Here is a 24,734-nt window from a genome sequence, read left to right as displayed (position 1 = left end):
CGACGAAAGCCGGACGATTTTACACGCCCGGCTTTCAAATGACATAGTGCTGTTGAGATTAACCCAACAGTTTTTTGGCAACGCCACCCGCTTTGCCGAAATCCATGGTGCCGCTGTATTTGTCGCGGAGTGCCGCCATCGTGCGGCCCATATCCTTAAGGCAGGTCGCGCCAATTTCCGAAACGGTACCGCGAACGGCCTGTTCGATTTCGTCATCGGACAGCTGGGCTGGCAGGAACTTTTCGATCACTTCGATCTCATTGGCTTCCTGTTCGGCCAGTTCCGGGCGATTGCCCTTGGTGTACATTTCGATGCTTTCGCGGCGCTGTTTTACCATCGCCTGAAGCAGATTGATGATCTCGTCATCTGAAATGCCGTCGGTGTTACCTTCGCCCCGTGCTGCGATATCGCGTTCCTTCAGTGCTGCCAGAATAAGGCGCACGGTGGTTACGGAGCAGGCATCCTTTGCAAGGACGGCCTTTTTCAAAGCGTCATTAAGCTGCGATCGCAGCATGGCTCATCTCTGATTTTGTGGAAGAAAGGAGCGAACATACCGCATATCGCCCCCGGACGCAAAGAAAACATGAGCCCGCAAACCGTTGATTTCCCTAGGGAAATAAAAGTTTAGATGCGTTCTTGACATGGGTCCGCGACTCCCGTAGACATCCGCCAATTTGCCTACCGGGATTACGCTTTGCCCCGCTTCCAGCACGGCATACTGCCACTTTCAAAGTGGCTGGATCATCATGCTGGGAATGTCTTGGCACGTCTGCATGTCCGGTATGCAGGTTATTCGCAGCCGTTTTTGTCGGCTTGCCCGCATTTATTATATATAAAAAGACTCCGTGTCTCACCGTGGAAAGATCGAAAGGACATTTGCCAATGTCAGCGCCCACGCACACCCCGCCTCCTGGTGCTTCTGCCGTTCTGGTTCTCGCAGATGGTTCAGTATTTTGGGGACGCGGCGTCGGGGCCCGAGGAGAGGTCGTCGGTGAAGTCTGCTTCAACACCTCCATTACGGGCTATCAGGAAATCATGACCGATCCGTCTTATGCCGGTCAGATGATTACCTTTACCTTCCCGCATATCGGTAACGTCGGCACCAACGACGAAGACATCGAAAACGCCAAACCGGTCGCCCTTGGCTGCATCCTGCGCCAGGACATTACCGAACCTTCCAACTACCGCGCCCAGAAACATTTCAACGAATGGCTGACCGAACATGGTCGTATCGGGATCGCCGGTGTCGATACCCGCCGCCTGACCAAGCGCATTCGTAACGAAGGTGCGCCGAACGGCGTCATCTGCCACAATCCTGATGGCGTGTTTGACATCCCTGCCCTGATCGCCAAGGCCAATGAATGGCCGGGCCTGGAAGGCATGGACCTTGCCAAGGACAATAGCTGCACGACCGGTTACGACTGGGAAGAAACCCTGTGGTCGCGTGAAGGCGGTTACGGTCAGCTTGGCAATGCCAAACATCATGTTGTTGCCATCGACTACGGTGTGAAACGCAACATCCTGCGCAACCTCGCAAGTCTTGATTGCAAGGTATCGGTTGTTCCGGCAACCACGACGGCTGAAGAAGTTCTTGCGATGAACCCGGACGGGATTTTCCTGTCAAACGGTCCTGGTGACCCGGCGGCAACCGGTGAATACGCGGTTCCGACCATCCAGAAACTGATTGATAGCGGCAAGCCGGTCTTTGGCATCTGCCTTGGTCATCAGATGATGGCACTCGCCCTTGGTGCGAAAACCAAGAAGATGGAAGTCGGTCATCGCGGTGCGAACCACCCGGTCAAGGACACGACCACCGGTGTTGTCGAAATCACGTCGCAGAACCACGGCTTTGTCGTCGACAAGGACAGCCTTCCAGACAATGTCGAAGCAACGCACTTCTCGCTGTTTGATGGTTCCCTTGCAGGTCTTCGCGCCAAAGACAAACCGGTCTTTGCGGTTCAGTACCACCCGGAAGCATCGCCGGGGCCGCATGACAGCCACTACCTGTTCAAACGTTTCGTTGGTCTGATCGAAGAAGCGAAGTCCTGATCACCAGATCGAGACACGCTCCAAAGATACGCGATTAACGGACTTAAACGAGGCGGTGCAGCACGCGCGCCTGCCCTTGCGAAAAGCGGAAAACGACATGCCGAAACGTACAGATATCAAATCAATCCTCATCATCGGCGCCGGCCCGATTGTTATTGGTCAGGCTTGCGAGTTTGACTATTCCGGTGCCCAGGCTTGTAAAGCCCTGAAAGAGGAAGGTTACCGCGTCATTCTGGTCAACTCGAACCCTGCGACCATCATGACCGACCCGAACCTGGCCGATGCAACCTATATCGAGCCCATCAAACCTGAGATGGTCGCAAAGATCATCGAAAAGGAACGCCCGGACGCGCTCCTGCCGACCATGGGTGGTCAGACGGCTCTGAACACAGCCCTTGCCCTGCATGATGACGGTACACTGGAAAAATACGGCGTTGAGATGATCGGTGCGAAAAAGCACGTCATCGAAAAGGCCGAAGACCGTCAGCTGTTCCGCGATGCGATGGACAAGATCGGCCTTGAAAGCGCGCGTTCTGCGATGGTTCGCACCTTCGAAGACGCCGTTAAGGCGCTTGAGATCACCGGCCTTCCGGCGATCATCCGTCCGAGTTTCACCCTTGGCGGTGAAGGCGGCGGCATTGCCTATAACCGTGAAGAATTCGAACAGATCGTTCGCAACGGCCTGGCAATTTCGCCGACCCACACGGTTCTGATCGAAGAGTCCATTCTGGGCTGGAAAGAATATGAAATGGAAGTTGTTCGCGACAACGCGGATAACTGCATTATCATTTGTTCGATCGAAAACGTCGATCCGATGGGCATTCATACCGGTGACTCGATCACGGTTGCCCCGGCTTTGACCCTGACCGACAAAGAATACCAGATCATGCGTGACGCATCGCTTGCCGTGCTCCGTGAGATCGGTGTGGATACCGGTGGTTCGAACGTTCAGTTCGCCGTAAACCCGGAAGACGGTCGTCTGATCGTTATTGAAATGAACCCGCGTGTGTCGCGTTCATCGGCCCTGGCATCCAAGGCAACCGGCTTCCCGATCGCCAAGATCGCAGCGAAACTTGCTGTTGGTTACACCCTTGATGAACTTGATAACGACATTACCGGCGTGACCCCGGCATCGTTCGAGCCGACCATTGATTATGTCGTCACCAAGATCCCGCGCTTCACCTTTGAAAAGTTCCCGGGCGCAAAACCGCTTCTGGGTACTGCGATGAAGTCGGTTGGTGAAGCCATGTCGATCGGTGGCAGCTTTGCCGAAAGCCTTCAGAAAGGTCTTCGTTCAATGGAAACCGGCCTGACCGGTTTGAACGAAGTCAAAATCGAAGGCGCACCGGACAAGGCCGCGATCCGCGCTCAGCTGACCCAGCCGATCCCGTTCCGTATCCTTTACGCTGCACAGGCGTTCCGTCACGGCATGACGCTTGAAGAAATCCAGTCGGCAACCAAGTTTGACCCCTGGTATCTCAAGCAGCTTGAAATGCTGGTTGCTGAAGAAGAAAAAGTTCGCGCAAACGGCATCCCGACCGACAAGCAAGAACTGCTGCGTCTGAAGAAACTTGGCTTCTCTGATGCGCGTCTTGCGGAACTTGCTGGCAAAGAAGAAGACGCAGTTCGCGCTGATCGTCAGGCACTTGGCCTGCGCCCGGTTTATAAGCGTATCGATACCTGCGCTGCCGAATTCCCGTCACGCACCTCTTACATGTACTCCATGTATGAAGGTGACGGCTTCTTTGAAGCAGAGAACGAAGCAGAAGTTACCGATCGCAAGAAAGTCATCATTCTTGGTGGTGGCCCGAACCGTATCGGTCAGGGCATCGAGTTCGATTACTGCTGTGTGCACGCAGCTTATGCGCTCCGGGAAGCTGGCATCGAAGCGATCATGGTCAACTGTAACCCGGAAACGGTTTCAACCGACTATGACACCTCCGATCGTCTGTATTTCGAGCCGCTGACCGCCGAAGACGTGATCGAGCTGTGCCAGCTTGAACAGTCCAAGGGTGAGCTGCTTGGTGTGATTGTTCAGTATGGTGGTCAGACCCCGCTGAAACTGTCCGCCGCACTTGAAAAGGCAGGTATTCCGATCCTCGGCACCAGCCCGGACAGCATCGACCTTGCCGAAGACCGTGACCGTTTCCAGGCCCTGATCCACAAGCTTGGCCTGAAACAGCCGGCAAACGGCATTGCACGTTCGGTTGACGAAGCCGTCGCCATTGCCGAAGGCATCGGTTACCCGATCGTTATTCGCCCGTCTTATGTCCTTGGCGGCCGTGCGATGGAAATCGTTCACACCACCGATGATCTGCTGCGCTACATGCACGAAGCCGTTCAGGTTTCTGGCAAAAGCCCGGTTCTGATCGATAGCTTCCTTCAGGATGCAATCGAAATTGACGCCGATGCGGTTTCCGATGGCGAGAACGTCTTTGTCGCAGGCATCATGCAGCATATCGAAGAAGCGGGTATTCACTCTGGTGACTCTGCTTGTTCGCTGCCGCCATATTCGCTTGATGAAGCGATGATTGAACGCCTCAAAGCGCAGACCGTTCAGCTTGCCAAGGCACTGAATGTTGTTGGCCTGATGAACGTTCAGTTCGCGATCAAGGATGACACCATCTATCTGATCGAAGTGAACCCGCGTGCTTCGCGTACGGTTCCGTTCGTTGCAAAAGCAACTGGCAACCCGATTGCCAAGATCGGCGCACGTATCATGGCTGGCGAGAAGCTGGGCGACTTTGACATTGATCACGGTCCGTTCAAGCATATCGCTGTCAAAGAAGCAGTCCTTCCGTTCAACCGCTTCCCGGGTGTCGACACCTTGCTTGGCCCGGAAATGCGTTCGACCGGTGAAGTCATGGGTCTGGACACCGATTTTGGCCGCGCATTCGCCAAGGCACAGATGGCCGCTGGCCATTCCCTGCCGCTTGGTGGCAAGGTCTTCATCTCGGTTAAAAATCACGATAAGCCCGCTGCAGTTCAACTTGCACGCGATGCAATTGCACTTGGATTTAGCGTGGTTGCCACCCACGGTACCGCCGAAGCTCTTGAAAAAGAAGGGCTGGACGTTACCCCGGTCAATAAGGTACAGGAAGGACGTCCCCATATCGTGGACATGATGAAGAACGGCGATATCAACCTGGTATTCAATACCACGGAAAGCAAACAGGCAGTGGTCGACAGTTTCTCGATCCGCCGTACCGCTTTGACCGATGATATTCCGTACTACACCACTGTCGCCGGTGCGCGCGCTACCCTGCGGGCCATCGACAACCTGAAACGCGGCGCACTTGCAGTTCGTCCGGTTCAGGAATATCTTGGGGACAAGTACTGAGGTTCCTAACCGAACCCGACTGACGAGTTTAAACCGCCCGGCGGTAAATGCCGGGCGGTTGATTTTGTAGTATCGACCGCTAATAAGAATAGGCTGTGAGCGCGATGGAAAAAGTACCAATGACCCCGCAAGGGCATCAGCGCCTCGAAGAAGAACTGAAGCATCGCAAATCCGTCGAACGTCTTGAAATCATCAAGGCAATCGCGGAAGCACGCGAGCATGGTGATCTTTCGGAAAACGCCGAATATCATGCTGCACGCGAACGCCAAAGTTTCTGCGAAGGTCGTATTGCCGAGCTCGAAGACGTGCTGAGCCGCTCTGAAGTTATCGACGTTCCGTCACTTGCCGGCAACGTTGTTAAATTCGGCGCCAAGGTTGAGATCGTTGACGAAGATACCGACGAAGAAACCACCTATCAGGTTGTTGGCCCGATCGAGGCTGACATCAATTCTGGCCGTATTTCGACCACGTCGCCGATTGGCCGTGCGTTGATTGGCAAGTCTGTTGGGGATTCCGTCGAGGTCACCGTTCCGGGCGGCACCAAGAGCTATGAAATTTTGAAGGTCGATTTCTCGTAACCCGGGAAACAACTTATCAAAGGAAACGGCCCACGCATTGCGGGCCGTTTTTTTATGCCTTGATCACAGCCAATAAAAAAGCCGGGCTTTCACCCGGCTTTTATCGTTTCAGATCCGACCTGCTGATTACTCAGCTTTGGCCAACTGGGTCAGAACCACATCAACATTGCGGTTAAGGTCGGTTGCCTCCCGGCCCAGATGGTCTGCACTGCCAAGAAGCTCGGTCGCGGTTTCACCGGTTTCCTCGGAAATCTGGGACAGCTGATGGATCAGATCAGACAAATCACGTGTTGCGTCCACCGTGACGTTCAGGCTTTGGGCAATCTCGCGCGTTGCACCTTGCTGCTGTTCCATCGTGGTTGAGATGGTTGCAGCAACCTCGACCATATCGCCGATGGTTTCCGAAACACCTTGAACGGCGGATACGGAATCTCCTGTCGCCGCCTGAATTTCGGAAATCTGCTGTGCGATTTCGTCGGTTGCACGTGCGGTCTGATTGGCAAGGTTTTTGACCTCGTTTGCGACAACGGCAAAACCTTTGCCAGCTTCACCTGCACGGGCTGCCTCGATCGTTGCGTTTAGCGCAAGAAGGTTGGTCTGCGATGCGATATCCGTGATCAGATTGACCACCTCACCGATCTTGTCCGCGGCATTGGACAGCCATTCAATACGTTCGCTAGCTGTTGAAGAACGTGAAACTGCGTTATCGGTGATTTGACGTGCACGTTCGATCTGACGCGAGATCTCATCAGCCGATGCGTTGATTTCTTCGACTGCAGATGCTGCTGATTGCACGTTCTGTGATGTTTCTTCGGCTGCATGGACCGCACCGACAGATGCTTCGCGGCCAACATTTGCACGGTCATTCATTTTCTGTGCGCGCTTTTGCAGCTGAACAGACTCATCATCCACCGCCCCGGCAGACTTGCCAATCAGCTTGCTGATCTGATCGGCCAGTTCGGTCTTGAACCGTTCACGTTCGGCACGACGTTGCGCACGAAGATGTTCGTTCTGCGCAACCAAATCTTCGGCGGCCTTTGCCGCCTTTTCGGCCTGCGCACGTGCGTTTTCTGCATTGGCCAAAGTCGAATACAGGCTTTTGCACGACCAGATCAAAACGCCGGCCTCAACAATCACGACAACCGCATGCAACACCACGCGGGCAAACTGGCCACCTTCCGGGAAAACCCAGGCCGGAACAGCAAAGTTCAGGATCAGGTGATGGAGTGCAATGACACCTGTCACCACAACAATTGTCTTCCAACAGACCAGCGCGCCAAGCACAGCCAGGGCTGCAAAGAAGTACATATGAATATCGATCTGCCAATGATGCCCGCGGAAGGCATAGACCAGAACCGCGACCTGTAAGATCATGGCCGAGGCAACAATAAACCGCGAAATCTGCGCCTGCTCACCGGCGGTTCGATAAACCAGGAACGCGATGACGGCGAAGATTGCGCTGGCGATCAGGGGCGACATTGCATCATTGCTTGCAAAGTAACCTGCAATACCACTAAGCGGGATATGCAGGGCAATGATGACAAACAGCGTCTTAAGGGCGTTAGCCCGAATTTCGAGAAGCTTTTCCATGGACGGACACCTGGATGTCAAAAGGCTTTGGTAGCGCAGCCTTAATCAAAACATGCTGAGACAATCAGCGGAGACAGGGTAAACAACGCGCCGTAATCCTCGGCTTTTGGCACCGTACCATCGTCATTAATGACAACAGCCATATGCCCAAAGCCCCCGAACCTCGCAACACGGCCACCGGATGCACCGACATGCGACAGGATTTCGTCTTCTGACATGGAAAACGGGAATACCATCCCGACACCTTTAAGATCAGATGTCGGACGATAGGATAGAACCACCAGCAACAAAACGCCGCATAACGCGAACGCCATTGTCGGCAGAATACCAGACCAACCATTTTCTTCCACTAACGGGTTTTCCCCGCTTTTCGGGAGGGTTTTGAACGCTTCCAATTATTACCCTTACATATATATACCACACCTTAGGGATAGGTATCTCACCATGTATGAAAAGCCGATGCGCTTTACAAGCATCTTCCCTCATACGTTTAGTGAGCTTTGTTCTTCTCACGCTAAAATCGGATGGGATTTGTGGCGCGTTTGCCCTGCCATTTAATACGCAGGCGCGTGCAATTGGATCACGCAAATTTGCCCACAAACAAATAAACCGGCACTGATCAGTACCGGTTTCATTGTCGTCGGATGTGGCTTTCGAAGATCAGTCTTCGACTTCGATATCAATCGGAACGCCAGGCATGTTTTTCGCGGTTCGAATCGACAGGGCCGATTTCACGTGATTGACGTTCTCGGCAACGGTCAGCTCGGTGGTCAGGAACTTCTGATATTCATCCCAGCTGTGCGAGACGATCTTTAGAAGGAAGTCCATTTCACCCGCGACCATGTGGCATTCGCGAACTTCGGGCCAGGCCGCGGCACGGGCTTCGAACGCGCGCAGATCATGTTCGGCCTGACTTGCCAGACCAACCATGGCAAACACGGTGACGTTATAGCCGAGCGCCTGCGCATCGACATCCGCGTGATAGCCCTGAATAAAGCCGGTTTCTTCCAATGCGCGCACACGACGCAAACAGGGAGGGGCCGAGATACCTGCACGACGAGCAAGTTCCACATTGGTCATGCGGCCATCTTCCTGTAGATCGCGCAGAATTCTGCGGTCGATCTTGTCGAGTTTGACCCGTTGCATTTATTCCTCGATTCTGTGCGCGAAAGTTACCCCGTTTGAAACAATATTACAGCGAGGCAAGTTGCTGGCAATAATATAATCCGAGCAAGAATGCAATCTTGTGCTTGGATGCCGTAACTGAAAATGCTGAAAAATCTGCTTTTTGGCCGGTTTTCGACCGCGCAACACCCACCATTTCGCTACACATCAAAGCCATAAGAAATCTACCTGTCTCGGACGTAGAATTTCACCATTCAAAAAACGCCAAACAAGGCATTCAAACTTTGCGTGAAGCGGTTGCGTCTTGCCCGGTCTGCTCATATGTTCGACCTCTGTTTTTATTCATCTCGGACGTATACAAAGAACATGGCCCAGGAACATCAGACCAAAGTCCTCATCATTGGCTCCGGCCCTGCCGGGTACACCGCTGCGATCTATGCTGCTCGTGCGAACCTTGAACCCATGATGGTCATGGGCCTTCAGCCGGGCGGCCAGTTGACGATCACCACTGATGTCGAAAACTATCCGGGCTTTGCTGATGTCATTCAGGGTCCGTGGCTGATGGATCAAATGAAGGCACAGGCCGAACATGTCGGCACCAAAATGGTGCATGACCTGATCACCGAAGTCGATTTCTCAAAACGTCCGTTCGTCTGCAAAGGCGACTCCGGCGATACCTATATCGCTGAAACCGTTATCATCTCGACCGGTGCACAGGCACGCTGGCTTGGCCTTCCGGGTGAAGAGAAATTCAACGGCCGTGGTGTTTCGGCATGCGCGACCTGCGACGGTTTCTTCTATCGCAACAAGCCGGTCACGGTTGTCGGTGGTGGCAACACCGCCGTTGAAGAAGCCCTTTACCTTGCTGGTATCTGCTCCAAGGTGACCCTGATCCACCGTCGTGATGAACTGCGCGCTGAAAAGATGCTGCAGGATCGTCTGCTGAAACATGAAAAGATCGACGTGGTCTGGGACAGCGTTGTTGACGACATTCTTGGTGGCGATGGCCCGATGGATGGTGTTGAAGCGGTTCGTGTCCGCAACGTCAAAACCGACGAAGTCACCGACATCCCGGCAGACGGCTTCTTTGTTGCCATTGGTCACGATCCGGCAACCGCCATCTTCAAGGGCCAGGTCAACATGGATGACGAGAACTATGTTCTGGTCAAACCGGGCAGCACCGTTACCAACGTTCCGGGCGTCTTTGCCGCAGGCGACGTTACCGACAAAGTATACCGTCAGGCCGTAACGGCTGCTGGCATGGGCTGCATGGCAGCTCTTGAGGCAGAGAAATTCATCGCAGAACACGAAGGCTGATCTTCAAATCAGCTGATCTTGCGATCATGGACTTCAAAGGGGATGCTTTTTGGTATCCCCTTTTTTAATGGTTCCAAACTAGGCGCCCCCCACCAATTACCTGACTTTTCACAAGAAAAGGCGCATTGTGAAATCAAGTCATGGGAAAATGCCTGCTTGCAGAAAATGCTGCAGGCCTCATATTGATTTAATAACTCAAAATGCGGATGGGTCGTTTCTGTGACGCACTTAACAGTGTTGAAACTAAATTGCCCATAAAAGAAGAGTCATATTATCAGGGGACTGACGCAGCGACCGTGCGGCAGTGACATCTAGGAGCAGGTCTATGGACTGGGACAAGCTGCGTGTATTTCACGCTGTTGCGGAAGCCGGAAGCTTCACCCATGCGGGGGAAAACCTTAATCTGAGTCAGTCGGCTGTTAGCCGACAGATCAGCGCACTTGAAGAAAGCGTGAAGGTCCCGCTATTCCACCGCCATGCCCGTGGCCTTATCCTGACTGAACAGGGTGAACTTCTTTATCGCACTGCCCATGATGTGTTTGCCAAGCTTTCCATGGCAGAGGCGCGTATTCGCGAATCCAAGGAACGCCCAAGCGGCCCGCTGAAAGTCACCACCACGGTTGCCTTTGGCTCGACCTGGTTGACCCCGCGTATCAATGACTTCCTGGAACGCTATCCGGAAATCGAACTGTCGCTGGTGCTTAATGACGAGGAACTCGACCTTGCCATGCGCGAGGCAGACGTTGCCATTCGCATGCAGCCGCCCCGTCAGGCTGATCTGGTTCAGCGCCAATTGATGACGCTGCGCTACCATGTCTTCGCATCACCGGAATATATCAAACAGTACGGCATGCCCAAATCGCCCGAAGATCTTAAGGATCACCGGCTGATTATCTATGGTGCGGATGCCCGCCCGCCGGTCTCCAACGTTAACTGGATGATGGCAACAGCCCAGCAGTTCAAGCCCGACATGCGGCCGATCCTGAAGCTGAACAATATCTATGGCATTTTCCGTGCGACCGAGTCAGGCCTTGGGATCTCTGCACTTCCCGATTACCTGTTGCCGACCAACAGCAATCTGGTGCGCATCCTGCCCGAACTCGAAGGGCCGAGCTTTGATGCCTATTTCGTTTATCCGGAAGAACTGCGTCATTCCAAGCGTATCGCCGTGTTCCGTGACTTCCTGATAGAGGAAATCACCAAAGTAAAGGCAAAGGCAGCCGCCGCTGCCACGGCTGAAGCCAAGAAATAGGCACCGATTCCCCTATATCGGTTTTGAACGGTCCGGCATTGCCGGGCCGTTTTGCGTTTGGGGCCAAATCGAAGGTTTACCGCCCAAAACGCCAACCATGGGTTTCATGCATAAAATCGCAACCATCAGCGCGTGATTATCCAATCACGTTTTAGACACCAGCGCGCAAAATGACGCCGCCCTGTCATAATGTCTTAAAATTACTGACATTTTTTTGCCATGCGCCTAGCGCATGGTTGGTTTGATCTTATTCTATTTTAAATTAGAGATAAGCGTACGTATATTTGCATCAGAAGTTGTGAGCAGACGCGAAAGCGAGATCGCTTCAACTCTCCCTGATCTCCGCATGATCCGTCCGCCGGTACGATATCCGGCATTGGAATCTCCCCAAGATTCCGTACGTCTCCCAGACGTAAGCCTCCCTGTTGATCTTTGCCGGTAGCGCCCCCCTGCTACCGGCATTTTTTTTGCTCCTGCACAATAAATCTCGCCCCCAAATGACGCTATATAAGCAAAAGGTTCGTTTTCGATAGAATTTTTCTGTTTATTTTCAGTGTATTAATTCGATTTTTTGGATCACCGAACATTTATGCAGAAATTGCATGGCTGAAAAAGCAATTTGGCAGTGGTCTTCGCCGTCAAAAACGCTATCTTCCCTCTCGAACCGCAGCGGTACACACCGCACCGCGGTACAGAGTTTTCTCCCTGACCGAATTTTCGGTCTTAGCCGGACGCCCTGTCCGGCTTACCCAGGGCCCTGCGAAGGGTCCTACGTCTCCCAGACGTGAAGCCTCCCTGATAAACTTGCCGGGCACATTTGTTGCCCGGCTTTTTTTTGCCTTTTTGCCGGCAACCGGGGCTAGCTGCACGCAGCCGTGATCAGAATTCATCCCATCGCGACTTGGCAACGTATAGCGAAGACCGCACTATGGTTGTTGTGCCATCCGTAATCATGGCGCCAATCAGAACAATCGGGACACGACATCATGCGAAGCACGCTAAGTGCCTTCCTATTTGGCAAGAAAACCGACAGCCACCTGCCCGAACGCGTTCAGGCCGTCATCGAGAAGCAGCAATATGACAGTGAAAAGCTGATCGGTTGGGTTCAGCTATTGCTGGTGACGATTTTTGGCGTTCTTTATGCGGTTTCGCCAAGCACGGCGACCATGAACGGATTTCAGCCGGTCCCATGGGCCTTGGGACTTTATTACCTGTTTACCCTCAAACGGCTTGCCCTTGCCTATCGTCATGCCCTGACCAACTGGTTTCTGACAACCTCGGTGATTGTCGATATCGGGCTTTTGATGGTGCTGATCTGGAGCTTCCATATCCAGTATGAGCAACCCGCGAGCTTTTATCTCAAAGCCCCCACGGTGATGTATGTCTTTATCTTCATCACGCTTCGCAGTCTGCGTTTTGATCCGCGCTATATCCTGATAGCCGGGGCCACCGCATCGGCGGGCTGGCTGATCCTGACGGGCTACGTTCTTTGGAGTGAGGGCGGCAAAAGCATGATCACGCGTGATTATGTCACCTATCTCACGTCGAACTCGATCCTGATCGGGGCCGAGATCGACAAGATCATTGCCATTGTTCTGGTATCAGTCGTTCTGGCAGTTGCCGTCATGCGGGCCAAGCGATCCTTTATCCGGGCCGTGACCGACGAAATTGCCGCACGCGATCTGTCGCGTTTTGTATCGCCGGAAATTGCCGATCGTATCACCCATGCGGAACAACAAATCAAACCCGGTGATGGCGACGCGGTTGTTGCCACGGTGATGTTTACCGACATCGAAGGATTTTCGTCCATCTCGGAAAAGCTCCGCCCGCAAGAGCTTGCCACCATGCTCAATGAATATTTCACCGAGACCAATGCCATTATATCGCGCTTTGGCGGGGTGATTACGCAGTTTGAAGGCAATTCCATGCTGATCACCTTTAACGCGGTCAAACCCGATACAGACCATGCGCTAAACGCGGTTCGAACCGCCATTGCCATTCAGGAAGTCTCTGAACGCCGGATATACAGTTTTGGTGACAAGATCAAAACGCGTTGCGGGATCAATACCGGCGAGATCGTGATTGGTGCCATCGGCTCAGAAGATCGCCTGACCTTCACCGTGCATGGCGACAACGTCAATATCGCATCCCGACTTGAAACCCTGAACAAGCAGTTTGGCTGCTACATCCTTGCGACCGAGGATACGGTCAAAGCCTGCGGCAACCATGATGACATCCCGAACTGGACCGCACGCGATGAAGTAACCGTACGTGGGCGCGAAAAGCCAACCCGTGTCTTTAGCATCGATCCGATAAAGAATGCCGCTTCAGAAGCACCCGAAAGTGATCCCCTGCCGTTCACAGCCAACGCAAACAACCCTGCCTGATCTGAACCAGACAAATTAAAAGCCCGGGGAGCAAGAAGCTCTCCCGGGCCTTTGGGGACAGATGGTCTTGGGGAGACCGGTCAGATGCGGTGCCTTACCCGTGGGGTGCATGACGCTTCGGGGAGAAGAGCGTCCATCCGGGTCTCGATGCGTCGTGAGGGAGTGCACTGCATCGATGTTTTCGCATCCGACAGTTAGGAATATGCCTTTGAAATACGGCTCAAAAAACGGTCTTTGATGACCATTTGGGGGCGAATTGGGGCAAATGAGGCATCGAGAATATACCATCCCCAATCCAATGATTGATCGCCCAGATCACTACATAAAAAAAAAGGGGCGGGAAAAACCCGCCCCCAACTTATTCGGGGTCATTTGGTCTTGGGGAGACCTAGTCAGCCGCGGCATTCCAGGTGGGGGAACGAACCTGAAAACAGGCGGTTCAGCATCGTGAGGGGGGACAAAGTTTGCTGACCGCGTCCTCGGCTGACACTTGAGAAGATGCTCTGTAATCAAGGCGGGAAAACAGGACTGATTGGGCCATTTCGGGGCGAATTATGGTCAAATGAAGGCAGATCAAAAGCAACCCCTTGATACTATTGGTCTCAAGCCTGATCTATTCAGGGAGTGTTTCGATCTGCTGCGCAATCCGCACGTGTATCTTCTTGCCGCACGACGTGTTTTGCGTGGCCTTGCCGGAAAAGCCCGGCCCAAACACCAACAAAGACGCCAACACAGAATAAAACCCGGACAAACCGGGCATCTGAAACGTCCAGACCGGCTGCCCACCGCGACAGCAGCGTGGAACCGATGACAGCGTGATTTCCGGCTCCATGGGATATCGGTCTTCTTGGTCAAGGAGATGCCAATGCCCAACAACGCCCGTTCGACATCCGACACCCCCGCCGCCAAAGGTCACCCGCCAAGGGTCGCCGCCCTGATCGGCCCCTATTCCAGTGGCAAAACATCCCTTCTTGAAAGCCTGCTTGCCGCCACTGGTCGCATTCACCGAAAGGGCACCATTCGCGATCACAACACGGTTGGCGATAACAGCCCTAAATCCCGATCCCGTGAAATGAGTACCGAGCTTACCTGTGCCCAAACCACCTATCTGGGCGAAGAATGGCACTTCATTGATTGTCCGGGTTCGGTCGATTTCGCCCAAGATGCGCGCGAAGCGGCGATGATCTGTGATGTGGCAATTGTTGTCGTTGATCCCGATCCAACGCGTGTCATGACCGTTGCCCCCACGCTTAAATTCCTTGATCGCAACCGCATCCCGCATCTGATTTTCATCAACAAGACCGATCATGCCGGCATCAGTCTGCGCGATAGTTTTGCAGCCCTTCAGTCAATCTCGGAACGGCCGTTATTGATGCGCGAAATTCCGATCCGCGACAGTAATTCACCGGACGAACATATCACCGGTTTTGTCGATATCGTCTCTGAGCGGGCCTATCAGTATCTTGAAGGGCAACCCTCCAAGCTGATTACGATGCCATCCAACATCGCAGACCGCGAAAGCGAAGCCCGCGAAGGCCTGCTTGAAGCACTGGCCGATTTTGACGACAGTCTACTTGAACAAATCCTGGAGGATCAAAACCCCGCGACCGAGACCATCTATGACAATCTTGAACGCGATCTTGCGAATGATCTGATTGTGCCGGTCTTCTTTGGCTCTGCCGAACGCGATCATGGCATTATCAGATTGCTCAAGGCACTGCGCCATGATGCCCCCTGCTCGGACGTTTGCGCGCACCGTCTGGGCATTGATCCAGCCCCCGACCAAACTGTTCTGCAAATCTTTAAAACCGTCCATTTGTCACATGCTGGGCGGTTTTGTTTTGCCCGCGTGCTTTCCGGTCAGATCAAAAACGGCGATCCCGTCGGGCAAGACAAGGCATCGGGTCTTTGCAGCGTCTATGGCGATAAACATGAAAAGCTTGATCTTGGCGTGACAGGTGCTGTTGTCGGTCTACCCCGCATGGAACATGCACGAACCGGTATGGTGTTCCGTGGCGCGGATATGCTTGATAACCTTTGGCCCGATCCGCTAACGGCCCTTTATGAAACCGGGCTTGAGGTCACTAAACCCGGTGATGACGTCAAACTGACTGAAGCACTGCGCCATCTTTGCGAGCAGGATCGATCCATCCGATTTGGTCATCATGAAAGTACCGGCCAACTTGTTCTGGCCGGTCAGGGCGACATTCATCTGCAATGTGCCTTGGCCCTCCTGGCTTCGCACTATCATCTGGAAATCACGACTGCACCGGTTTTGACCGGCTATCAGGAAACCATCCGCAAACCCGCCAATGCGCGCGGGCGCTATAAAAAACAAACGGGCGGCCATGGTCAGTTTGGTGATGCCGCAATTGAGCTGCGCCCACAGGGACGCGGCGAAGGGTTTGACTTCAGCGAACATATCGTTGGCGGGGCAATCCCGCGGCAATATATCTCGGCCGTGGAAAAGGGTGTGCGTGATGGCTTGCGATCCGGTCCGCTTGGCTTCCCGGTGATTGATGTTGCGGTCAAGCTGGTGGATGGGTCCTATCACACGGTCGATAGCTCCGATCAGGCATTCCAGATGGCCGGACGCATCGCAATTGGCGAGGCGTTAAAGGATGCAGGCCCGATCCTTTTGGAGCCGATTGATAAATGCACGATTTCGATCCCGTCTGACTTTACCTCAAAGGCGCAACGTCTGGTCAGCACGCGGCGCGGACAGATCCTTGGCTTCATGGCAAAGGATGGCTGGCAGGGTTGGGATGAGATCGAGGTGCAAATACCAACGTCAGAAACAGCCGATATGGTCACCGAACTCAGATCCCTGACACAAGGAACAGGCTTCTTTAATCGAACCTATTCCCACATGCAGGAGCTGGTCGGAAAGCAGGCTGACAGCGTCGTTGCTCAACATCAAAAAGGTGGCAAATGAAGACATTGGCCAAGTGCCGGAAATAACCACACTTTTTGTAATAGAATTGATCTATTACAAATCATTAAACGATTGATTGGCGTAACGTTTTCGCATGTTTCATACTCTCTTTAACGAGATAGAGAGAGTTAACCTTCGGGAATTCCCCCGCCCGATAAAGGAGATGAATATGCAGATCGATATCGGCATCAACGAAACCAACCGTACCGCAATCGCCGACGGCCTTGGCCGTGTTCTGGCTGATTCCTATACGCTGTATCTGAAGACGCATAACTTCCACTGGAACGTGACCGGTCCGATGTTCCAGACCCTGCACACCATGTTCGAAGAACAGTACACCGAACTGGCGACCGCGATTGACGAAATTGCCGAACGTATTCGCTCGCTCGGTGCCTTTGCCCCGGCTAGCTTCTCGGCCTATGCCGAGCTGTCTTCGATCGAGGAAGAAAAAGGTGTGCCCGCTGCCAAGGACATGATCACCCAGCTGATTTCCGGCCATGAAACCGTGATCAAAACCGCGCGTTCGCTTTATCCGATTTGTGATAGCGCAGATGATGATGCCACGGCAGACCTTCTGACCACCCGCATTCAGGTTCACGAAAAAACCGCCTGGATGCTGCGTTCCCTGCTTGAAGGCTAAGCCGACACCAAAATACGCCATGCGCGCAAAACGGCCCGGAAAACTCCGGGCCGTTTTTGTTTCCTGATGTCTGGCACCCTCAGCCAAACAGCGGATTAATAAGATGTGCTGCCATCAGCACCTTTTTGTCATGCCCATGGGGGGCCGCGATCATCAAGGCCGCTGGCACAACCTGCCCATCGATATGAACCGGCATCGAAAGCGCGCAGGCATCAACAAGGTTCAGGTAGCCGGTATTGCGCAGCATCGTGACATTGTGATCGATGAAATCGGCTTCGACCTCGGCAATCTTGGGGGCCATACGTGGCAGCGTCGGTGCGATCATCACATCCACATCCGCCATGGCCGAGCCAAACCGCGCAATCAGATCGGTGCGCTTGGCATAGGCGTCAATCACGTCATCCTTGCTGAGCGTATCGGCAAACCGCATGCGTGACAGAACAATCGGATCGCCACAGGTTTCCAGCTCCTCGAAATGCGGCGAATAGATCGCGTGCGCCTCGGATGCGACAAGGATTTTGTTCAGGACCGCGTTTTCGGCAATGAAGCCAAAATCAAGCTCGACCAACTCATGCCCGGCATCACGCAGCTTGGCGCACATCATGGCAAAGTCGGCTTTCACCCGATCATCCAGATCATCAACAAAGGCGTTGCTTGGCACACCAATGCGAAGCTTTGCCTCTGGCGCGGGGACTGGAACCGTCTGGCCCGAAATCACTTCAAATACCCGGATCGCGGTATCGAGATCAGCTGCAAGTGGTCCCGGCGTATCAAAGCTTTTGGCAAGCGGATGAATGCCATCACCGGGCACTGAAAGGCGGCTTGGCTTAAAGCCATAGAGCCCGTTGATCGCCGATGGAATACGGATCGATCCGCCGGTATCGGTACCAAGCGCACATTCGACCAATCCATGCGCGACCGTAAGCCCACCGCCCGATGTCGACCCACCGGGAATGCCTTCCGGGTCAAAGATATTGCCCGGCGTTCCATAATGCGGGTTCAACCCGACACCGGAATAGGCAAACTCGCTCAGCGTCGTTCTGCCAAATGGAATGGCCCCGGCTTCCTTCACCCGACGGACAACTTCGGAATCTTGTTTGGCTGGTGCACGGTTCTTCAAAAGCAGCGATCCTGCCGACGTCACCTGGCCTGCTTCATCATAAAGGTCCTTAACCGATATCAACATCCCGGCCAAAGGACCGGGATTGGACGCGGCCAATTCTTCTGCTGCATGGGCCGCAGCCAGGATGCGATCAGGATCAAACTCGGTAAAGATCTTGCCCTTGAGATCGCCAAGTTCATTGACCTTTTCGATTGCCGCTTTTGCCTTGTCGATCATCACGCCCATTTGGGTGCCTCGTCCTGTTGTTTTTCTGTTCTTGTGTGCAAACTGCCTTAAGCAATTTCCGGTAACACTTTAATTTCATAGGCATGCTCGATGGTGCGATCAAGCACGGGATCATGCAACGCCATTTTAAATCTTTTGGCCGGGCGCACACCGCCCTTTGCACCAAGCGTTCCACACAGCATTACAGACGCTTTGCCTGCATCAGCCGCATGCATCAGCCCCGATCCCGTTATAAGATCAATCAATGGCCGGATCGCCGCAACCGTACCTTCCTGATAGGCAACCCATTCATCGCCGTCCTTTTCCTGAATCCAGGAACGCATTTCGATCTGTTCGACATGTTCTTTGACATCGTCAAAGCGCCACACTTCCCGTGCGACCGGCTTTTCACATATCTGTTTGGACAGAGCCACAGAATGCGCTTCAAGTTCACGGTCTGTGTGATCAGAGGCAAGCCCGATATAGAGAACACCTTTATCGGCAATAAGAAGCGGCTCAATCTCGCCCGATGTACCCGTGCCAACAACTTCAATGGAAGCTTGCTGAGTAACCATGCCCGATGCCGTACGATAATAGAGCGGCACGCTTGATGGTGGTTTCACGCCAATGGCAGCCAGTTCATCAATGTGATGCTGGATGGCAGCGGCATCCCGACCGGTCCAGCCAGCCACCGTACAATGGGCAATCTCAAAGTTGATTTCGTGATCCGACAAAGTGAATTTCATCTGCATTTTTAAATCCAGTTCCATCTGGCAGCGTGATCGCCGACCGCTTGCTTCAGGCAAAGGTCGGGCGTTAGGACCGGGTAATCCCGGTCCATCCAGCCGCATACATTTTCAAAGAAGTCCTTGTCCCGACTATCGACCTAGAGATAGTCGGGCAGGAAAAGCGCAAGATCGGGCAAGAAGACCAATCCGATAATCATCGCCACCATCACCAGAACAAACGGGATGGTACCCAGCATGACTTCAGTCAATCGCCCGGATTTCCGCGCGCCTTGCACCACATAAAGGTTCAAGCCAACCGGTGGCGTTATCAGAGCCATTTCAATGAGGACGATCAGAAGGATACCAAACCAGACTTTATCAAAGCCCATACCGGTCATGATCGGCACGATGATTGGAATGGTCGCAACCATCAATGACAGCGTCTCGATAAAGAAACCCAACACGATATAAAGAACAATCACCACAAGAAGGGTGCCCATCGGACTCAGGTTCAGACCAACCAGAAGGTTTTCAAGTTCGCGCCCCATGCCGGCTGCGGTCAGGGTAAAGTTTAAGAAATAAGCGCCGATAATCACCAGCATGATCATCGCCGTAATCCGAACTGTTCCAAGCAAGCACATCCGGAACATGTCGCGCGATACACCTCCGCTGAAGGCGGCAATCAACATTGCAATCGCAACACCGACGGCAGCGGATTCAGTTGGTGTCGCCCAACCCGCATAAATGGACCCGATCACAACAAAGAACAGGATCAGGATCGGCACAAGATGCTGCAGGCTTCCGATACGTTCGGCCCAACTAAAGGATCGGCTTTGTCCGCCAAGCGATGGCTTTACCTTGCACAACATCGCGGTCACGAGCATGAATGCAATCGCCATCACAAGCCCCGGCACGAGCCCCGCAAGAAACAAGCGCGGGATAGATGTTTCCGTCAAAAAGCCGTAAACGATTAGGTTGATCGAAGGGGGGATCATGATACCCAACGTCCCACCAGCAGCAATTGCGCCAGAAAACAACTTCGGATCATAGCCAAGCTTTTCCGCCTGCGGCATGGCAACAGTTGCAACCGTCGCTGCCGTTGCAACGGACGAACCCGATGTTGCCGAAAACATCGTGGCAGTGCCGATATTTGCGTGGATCAACCCACCGGGCAGCCAAGAGAACCACTTGTCGAGCGCCTCATAGGTCTTTGCCGCAATCCCGCCACGGACCAGCACTTCGCCCAAAAGAACAAAGAACGGAATGGCAATCAGGGTTGATGAATTGGACGACGACCAGACAACTTGCCCCAGGCCACGCAACAACGGAAATGGTGAAAAGAACTGATCCACCCCGATGCCAAGCATGAACAGGACGATACCGACAGGAATAGACAAGGCCAACAGGCCAAGAAGGGATGCAGTGACGGCGAATATCATGATTCCAGCTCCAGTTCGGAGCGCGCACCAACCAGCATGTCTGCCTGTTCAAGATCGCGCTTCATCAATAACCGCAACGTCAAAAGAACCAGAGCACAGGCAGAAAGTGCGAACCACACCCAACCTGAAAACCAAATGACTTGAGGGATCCATAACGGTGTTTCAAGCGGCGTATTTGCCGTTGATCCGCGTTCGATCGTTTTTGACAATACCGGCCAGCATTGCACGGCAACGATTGTCGCAATAGCCGCGAGGGCAATAATCGACAACAAGTCCAAAAGCGCTTTGCCACGTTCCTGCAAACGCAAACGGATCAGATCTATTCGTACATGCGCAAGTTCCGTCAGGGCGTAGGACAGCCCCCAACTTGCGACACCTGCCATGACATAACCTGAAATTTCTTCCGCGCCGCCAAGTGAAACACCCACTTCACGCAACAGAATTTCGGCAATGATCAGGATCACGCTGCCCGTCAGAACCAGTCCGACGAGCAACGCGATGAAGCGGTTTGTGCGGCGGATGGCCGCAATCAGGTTCTGGGTCACGATGTCGGTCTCCGCCATCCACACAAATTAGTCGAGCGGTACGGTAACACCGACGGTCGCGCCTACGCTATCGTTCCAGCGCGCGACCCAATCCTTGCCTGCGCGTTCCACCCATTCCGGCAGAACCGTGGCGGTCAGGATGTCTTTTGCTTTGGCGATATCTGCCTCAGACACCTCAACCAGCGTCATGCTGGCCGGATCACCAGCCGGACAATCTCCGTTCCCGGTCAGACAGGCAACGTCATCTTTCAATGCGTTGGCAGCTGAAGCCCACGCCGGTGCTTCAAACTTGCCTTTGATTTCATCCATGATGAAGGCCTGTTGATCCGCATTCAGACTGTCCCACTTGTCCATGTTCATAGCAGTGACAACCGGATCCCAGCCGCCCAGCGGAATGGTCATCAGATGGTCCGATACTTCCCACCAACCGGCACTATATCCCGAACCCGCGCCAGTAACGGCGCAATCGATCACGCCACGTTCAAGCGCGCCGGGAACCTCCGAAAAAGCGACATTCACGCCATTCGCGCCGAGTGCTTCAAGGAACTTGGTAGTCATACGACCCGAACCACGGACTTTCTTTCCAGCAAGGTCGGCCAACGAATTTACTTCACCAGCACAGAAAACGACCTGCGGCGGATATGGTGCAATCGCAAGAACTTTGGAATTGAAGCGCTCAGCAAAGATGTCATCCACCATCGGACGGGCGGCATCCACCATTGCCTGTGCTTCGGCAGCCGTACTGGCGACCAGCGGCACGTCAAGTCCTTCGAGCTCTGGCGCATCACCAACGGCGTAATCACCTACCGTCATCGCGACATCAAAAACACCGTCATTGAGTAGACGGAAAACATCGCCAACACCAATACCCATCTGATCATGGGTGGTCATCTGGACATTGATGTCACCTTTAGAATCAGCTGGAAGTGTCTCGGTCCAGAACGGGCTTTCGTACTGTTTGTAGAGTGGCAGGCTGCTCCAGCTGCCGACCACCGAAAGGTCCTCGGCAAAGGCGGGGGTGACAGCGAAACCTGCGCCAAACGCGGACACTGCCAAAAGGGAAGAAACCATCTTTTTCATTCGATTAGTCCTCTCTGATTTGTCGTTTATGATTGTCTTGCTTCAGTTTTTTTTCTGAAGAGCAAACTCCGCGGCTTCTGCCAGGACGTCGGTCACAAGCATCAGCCCGGGTTCATGCGTAATGGCAAAATCCGGCAACGCATTACGGATTGCCATCTGTGGCGTGACGCCGCACGCCCAAAAAACCGGGATGTCCCCTTCATTGATGACGGGTTCATCTCCAAAATCCGGTTTCAGGATATCGGTGATACCGATCTGGGTCGGATCACCGATGTGAATCGGTGCACCATGGGCCAGTCGATATCTGTCGGAGAATAGAATGGCCCGGATTGCATCGCCGGGTGCGAATGACCGCATCGAAACCACCAGCGGCCCGTGGAACCTACCAGCAGGAGCTGTTTCAATATTGGTCACGTACATCGGCACATTTCGGTTCGCATCCATATGCCGTAAGGACACGCCGCTTCGGGTGATTGCCGCCTCAAACGAGAATGAGCATCCCAGAACGAACGTCACTAGGTCATCGCGCCAAACATCTGAGATGTCGGATGTCGTGGTGTATTCTCTACTACCGCGAAATACACGGTAGCCGGGCAAATCTGTGCGGATATCAAGATCCCTGCCCAAATCCGGGATATAGGGTGATCCCGGCTCGGACATGCCAATCAACGGACAAGATTTCGGGTTCCTTGCACAAAACTGTAGGAATTCATCAGCATATTCCACCGGCAGGATCGCAAATTTCCCCTGCAGATAACCCGATGAATAACCAGTGGTCGTCCCAGTGTGTTCACCGCTACGGATCGCCTTACGCAACGCCTGTGGCGTCATCAACGATATGGCTTCTTTTGCGATTTCAACGGAACAGGTGGCGCTTTTTGACGCGTTCATTTTTCAGTCCCATTCTCTGCCTCTTTTCAAAGATTGAGAACTCAGACCGATCTTGTCAAGAAATCATTTAAAGAACTTTTTGATCGTTTTTATAGATCACTTTGATCAAACAATTTGGCAGCGTCCTGAACCGCTGCTCCAATTTCCCGGTTCCGCTCCGGATAATATGTGATGACAAAATGCAGGGCCGTCAGCGCAGCATCTTGGCTCACAGGTATCGGCTTAATGTGTTCATCCCAAACAGAATTTTTGACCATCAAACTTGGTAAAACGCCGATCCCAAATCCCCCGGCGACAAGATGCTTTACGGTTGAAAGTGATGCAGAACCATGCAACGTAGGTTGCGAAATATCCGGTGCCGCGAAGATGCTCTCAAGCTCACGAAATGGAGGTGTTCCCTTTGGAAAAGAGACAATGGCATGCATGGCAAGATCGCTCAGCGACAGCGGCGCATCACCAATTTCCATCGTTTCAGCACAAAACCATCCCAACTCCACTGGCTTTAGCGGAGCTGCAACCGCGCCCTGCGGCACCAATTCGCGCAACATAATCGCAACATCGACCTCGTCGTCCTCAAGTGACTTGCTCAGTTGTCCAGACGTATCAACAGAAAGCTCGAACCGGACTTTGGGATAGTCGTCTTTAAGCTTATTAAGCATGTCGGTCAGGAGCGTATGGACGATGGTTTCGGCAACCCCGATCCTTACGGTCCCACTCAGCTCCCCAGGATGGGTAAGTTCTTGCCAAATGCGATCGCGCGCCCGCGATAGACGCTGGGCCTCCTCGATAAACCGCAAACCCGCAGCAGTAAGGCGTACCTGACGGTTGCTACGGTCAAACAGCATGATGCCAAGCTTCTTTTCCAATGCCGAAATTCGCGATGAGATCGCCGACTGAGACAGGTTATACTTTTGCGCTGCGGCCCGGAAACCGCCAGCCTTGACGATATCTTGGAGTATTTCGATATCCTTGAACTCAAACACGTAAACCACCCTCAACTATGTTGTTTGAATTCACTTTAGCCACCAACCGATCACTCTGCACGATCATTTGATCAACTCTTTGATCAGATTGCTGTCTGTGCGCGTATGAAAGCAAAGCACGACCACAAAGCAAATCCGATTTCACTCTGTGATCACCGAGGCGTGACTTGCCCAAAGCAGGATTTGCAAGGACATTGGTAAAAGTCGCGCAATTGGAGGACGCTATGCTGATACGCCGCAAGAAGGGCTGGGAAATCCCCGAACGAGACGCAACACCACAAGCGATTTACCAAAATCGCAGGCAGTTTCTAAAAGGGATCGCTGCAGGTTCCATTGGCGCAACCGCAGCAAGCCTTCCACTTGGCAGTGCGCTGGCTCAAGGATCAGGCTCCACCGCTGACCTTTATCCGGTTGATCGCAACCCGGCCTATACGGTCGATCGCGAGTTGACCGAAAAGGCCAAGGCGCTGACCTATAACAACTTCTATGAATTCGGATCGCACAAGTCGATCTCGCAGGCAGCCCAGG

General features: G+C 53.4%; 20 protein-coding genes. 9 read left to right on the top strand and 11 right to left on the bottom strand.

Features of this window, described 5'->3' with window-relative positions:
- Positions 1-58: 58 nt before the first annotated feature.
- Positions 59-514, bottom strand: coding sequence for a GatB/YqeY domain-containing protein (locus ACMZ66_RS15805; RefSeq protein ID WP_416938517.1), 456 nt, complete (start codon positions 512-514; stop codon positions 59-61).
- Between the two features lie 368 nt (positions 515-882).
- Between ACMZ66_RS15805 and carA the strand changes: the two genes are divergently transcribed.
- The 3 genes from carA to greA all read left to right on the top strand — a co-directional run bounded on the left by carA (position 883) and on the right by greA (position 5,967).
- Complete coding sequence (carA, locus tag ACMZ66_RS15800) at positions 883-2,049, top strand: glutamine-hydrolyzing carbamoyl-phosphate synthase small subunit (RefSeq protein ID WP_416938516.1); 1,167 nt, start codon at positions 883-885, stop codon at positions 2,047-2,049.
- A 97-nt stretch (positions 2,050-2,146) separates the two neighbouring features.
- On the top strand, positions 2,147-5,389 hold the full coding sequence (gene carB, locus ACMZ66_RS15795) for a carbamoyl-phosphate synthase large subunit (RefSeq protein ID WP_416938514.1): 3,243 nt from the start codon (positions 2,147-2,149) through the stop codon (positions 5,387-5,389).
- Between the two features lie 104 nt (positions 5,390-5,493).
- Positions 5,494-5,967, top strand: a complete 474-nt coding sequence (gene greA, locus ACMZ66_RS15790; protein WP_416938512.1) for a transcription elongation factor GreA — start codon at positions 5,494-5,496, stop codon at positions 5,965-5,967.
- A gap of 126 nt (positions 5,968-6,093) precedes the next feature.
- Here the strand turns inward: greA and ACMZ66_RS15785 are convergent, their stop codons facing one another.
- The 3 genes from ACMZ66_RS15785 to ACMZ66_RS15775 form a co-directional block, all read right to left on the bottom strand.
- Complete coding sequence (locus ACMZ66_RS15785) at positions 6,094-7,557, bottom strand: methyl-accepting chemotaxis protein (protein WP_416938511.1); 1,464 nt, start codon at positions 7,555-7,557, stop codon at positions 6,094-6,096.
- Positions 7,558-7,598: 41 nt separating this feature from the next.
- Positions 7,599-7,907 (bottom strand): hypothetical protein, encoded by a 309-nt coding sequence (locus ACMZ66_RS15780; protein WP_416938509.1) that lies wholly within the window; start codon positions 7,905-7,907, stop codon positions 7,599-7,601.
- Between the two features lie 310 nt (positions 7,908-8,217).
- The gene (locus ACMZ66_RS15775; protein WP_008889517.1) at positions 8,218-8,703 is read right to left on the bottom strand and encodes an Lrp/AsnC family transcriptional regulator; all 486 of its coding nucleotides are present in this window, start codon (positions 8,701-8,703) and stop codon (positions 8,218-8,220) included.
- A gap of 345 nt (positions 8,704-9,048) precedes the next feature.
- Here ACMZ66_RS15775 and trxB point away from each other — a divergent pair, with 345 nt between their 5' ends.
- From trxB to ACMZ66_RS15750, 5 genes are all read left to right on the top strand, one after another.
- Complete coding sequence (gene trxB, locus ACMZ66_RS15770) at positions 9,049-9,999, top strand: thioredoxin-disulfide reductase (protein WP_416938507.1); 951 nt, start codon at positions 9,049-9,051, stop codon at positions 9,997-9,999.
- A gap of 325 nt (positions 10,000-10,324) precedes the next feature.
- Positions 10,325-11,251, top strand: coding sequence for a LysR family transcriptional regulator (locus ACMZ66_RS15765; RefSeq protein WP_416938506.1), 927 nt, complete (start codon positions 10,325-10,327; stop codon positions 11,249-11,251).
- 986 nt (positions 11,252-12,237) lie between these two features.
- Positions 12,238-13,638, top strand: a complete 1,401-nt coding sequence (locus tag ACMZ66_RS15760) for an adenylate/guanylate cyclase domain-containing protein (protein ID WP_416938504.1) — start codon at positions 12,238-12,240, stop codon at positions 13,636-13,638.
- Positions 13,639-14,503: 865 nt separating this feature from the next.
- Entirely contained in the window at positions 14,504-16,573 is a 2,070-nt protein-coding gene (locus tag ACMZ66_RS15755; protein WP_416938503.1) for an elongation factor G, read from the top strand.
- Between the two features lie 169 nt (positions 16,574-16,742).
- Complete coding sequence (locus tag ACMZ66_RS15750) at positions 16,743-17,213, top strand: Dps family protein (RefSeq protein ID WP_416938501.1); 471 nt, start codon at positions 16,743-16,745, stop codon at positions 17,211-17,213.
- A gap of 79 nt (positions 17,214-17,292) precedes the next feature.
- On the opposite strand, the gene ACMZ66_RS15745 is transcribed toward ACMZ66_RS15750, so the two are convergent.
- The 7 genes from ACMZ66_RS15745 to ACMZ66_RS15715 all read right to left on the bottom strand — a co-directional run bounded on the left by ACMZ66_RS15745 (position 17,293) and on the right by ACMZ66_RS15715 (position 24,206).
- On the bottom strand, positions 17,293-18,561 hold the full coding sequence (locus ACMZ66_RS15745) for an amidase family protein (protein ID WP_416938499.1): 1,269 nt from the start codon (positions 18,559-18,561) through the stop codon (positions 17,293-17,295).
- A gap of 47 nt (positions 18,562-18,608) precedes the next feature.
- The gene (locus tag ACMZ66_RS15740) at positions 18,609-19,292 is read right to left on the bottom strand and encodes a DUF2848 domain-containing protein (RefSeq protein ID WP_416938497.1); all 684 of its coding nucleotides are present in this window, start codon (positions 19,290-19,292) and stop codon (positions 18,609-18,611) included.
- Between the two features lie 134 nt (positions 19,293-19,426).
- On the bottom strand, positions 19,427-20,707 hold the full coding sequence (locus ACMZ66_RS15735; RefSeq protein WP_416938495.1) for a TRAP transporter large permease: 1,281 nt from the start codon (positions 20,705-20,707) through the stop codon (positions 19,427-19,429).
- A complete protein-coding gene (locus ACMZ66_RS15730; RefSeq protein ID WP_416938494.1) occupies positions 20,704-21,252 on the bottom strand; it encodes a TRAP transporter small permease subunit in 549 nt (182 codons plus the stop codon). Before ACMZ66_RS15730 ends, ACMZ66_RS15735 begins: the two co-directional genes overlap by 4 nt.
- A 27-nt stretch (positions 21,253-21,279) precedes the next feature.
- Positions 21,280-22,332, bottom strand: coding sequence for a TRAP transporter substrate-binding protein (locus ACMZ66_RS15725; RefSeq protein WP_416938492.1), 1,053 nt, complete (start codon positions 22,330-22,332; stop codon positions 21,280-21,282).
- A gap of 42 nt (positions 22,333-22,374) precedes the next feature.
- Entirely contained in the window at positions 22,375-23,223 is an 849-nt protein-coding gene (locus tag ACMZ66_RS15720) for a putative hydro-lyase (RefSeq protein ID WP_416938490.1), read from the bottom strand.
- A gap of 89 nt (positions 23,224-23,312) precedes the next feature.
- On the bottom strand, positions 23,313-24,206 hold the full coding sequence (locus ACMZ66_RS15715) for a LysR family transcriptional regulator (RefSeq protein ID WP_416938489.1): 894 nt from the start codon (positions 24,204-24,206) through the stop codon (positions 23,313-23,315).
- Positions 24,207-24,430: 224 nt separating this feature from the next.
- Between ACMZ66_RS15715 and ACMZ66_RS15710 the strand changes: the two genes are divergently transcribed.
- On the top strand, positions 24,431-24,734 hold a 304-nt coding region (locus ACMZ66_RS15710), incomplete at its 3' end, for a twin-arginine translocation signal domain-containing protein (RefSeq protein ID WP_416938487.1).

This window comes from Thalassospira sp., from assembly GCF_048059015.1.
Taxonomy (GTDB): Bacteria; Pseudomonadota; Alphaproteobacteria; order Rhodospirillales; family Thalassospiraceae; genus Thalassospira.
The sequence above is the reverse complement of the archived record's forward strand: the minus strand, read 5'-3'. Positions and strand labels throughout refer to the sequence as shown.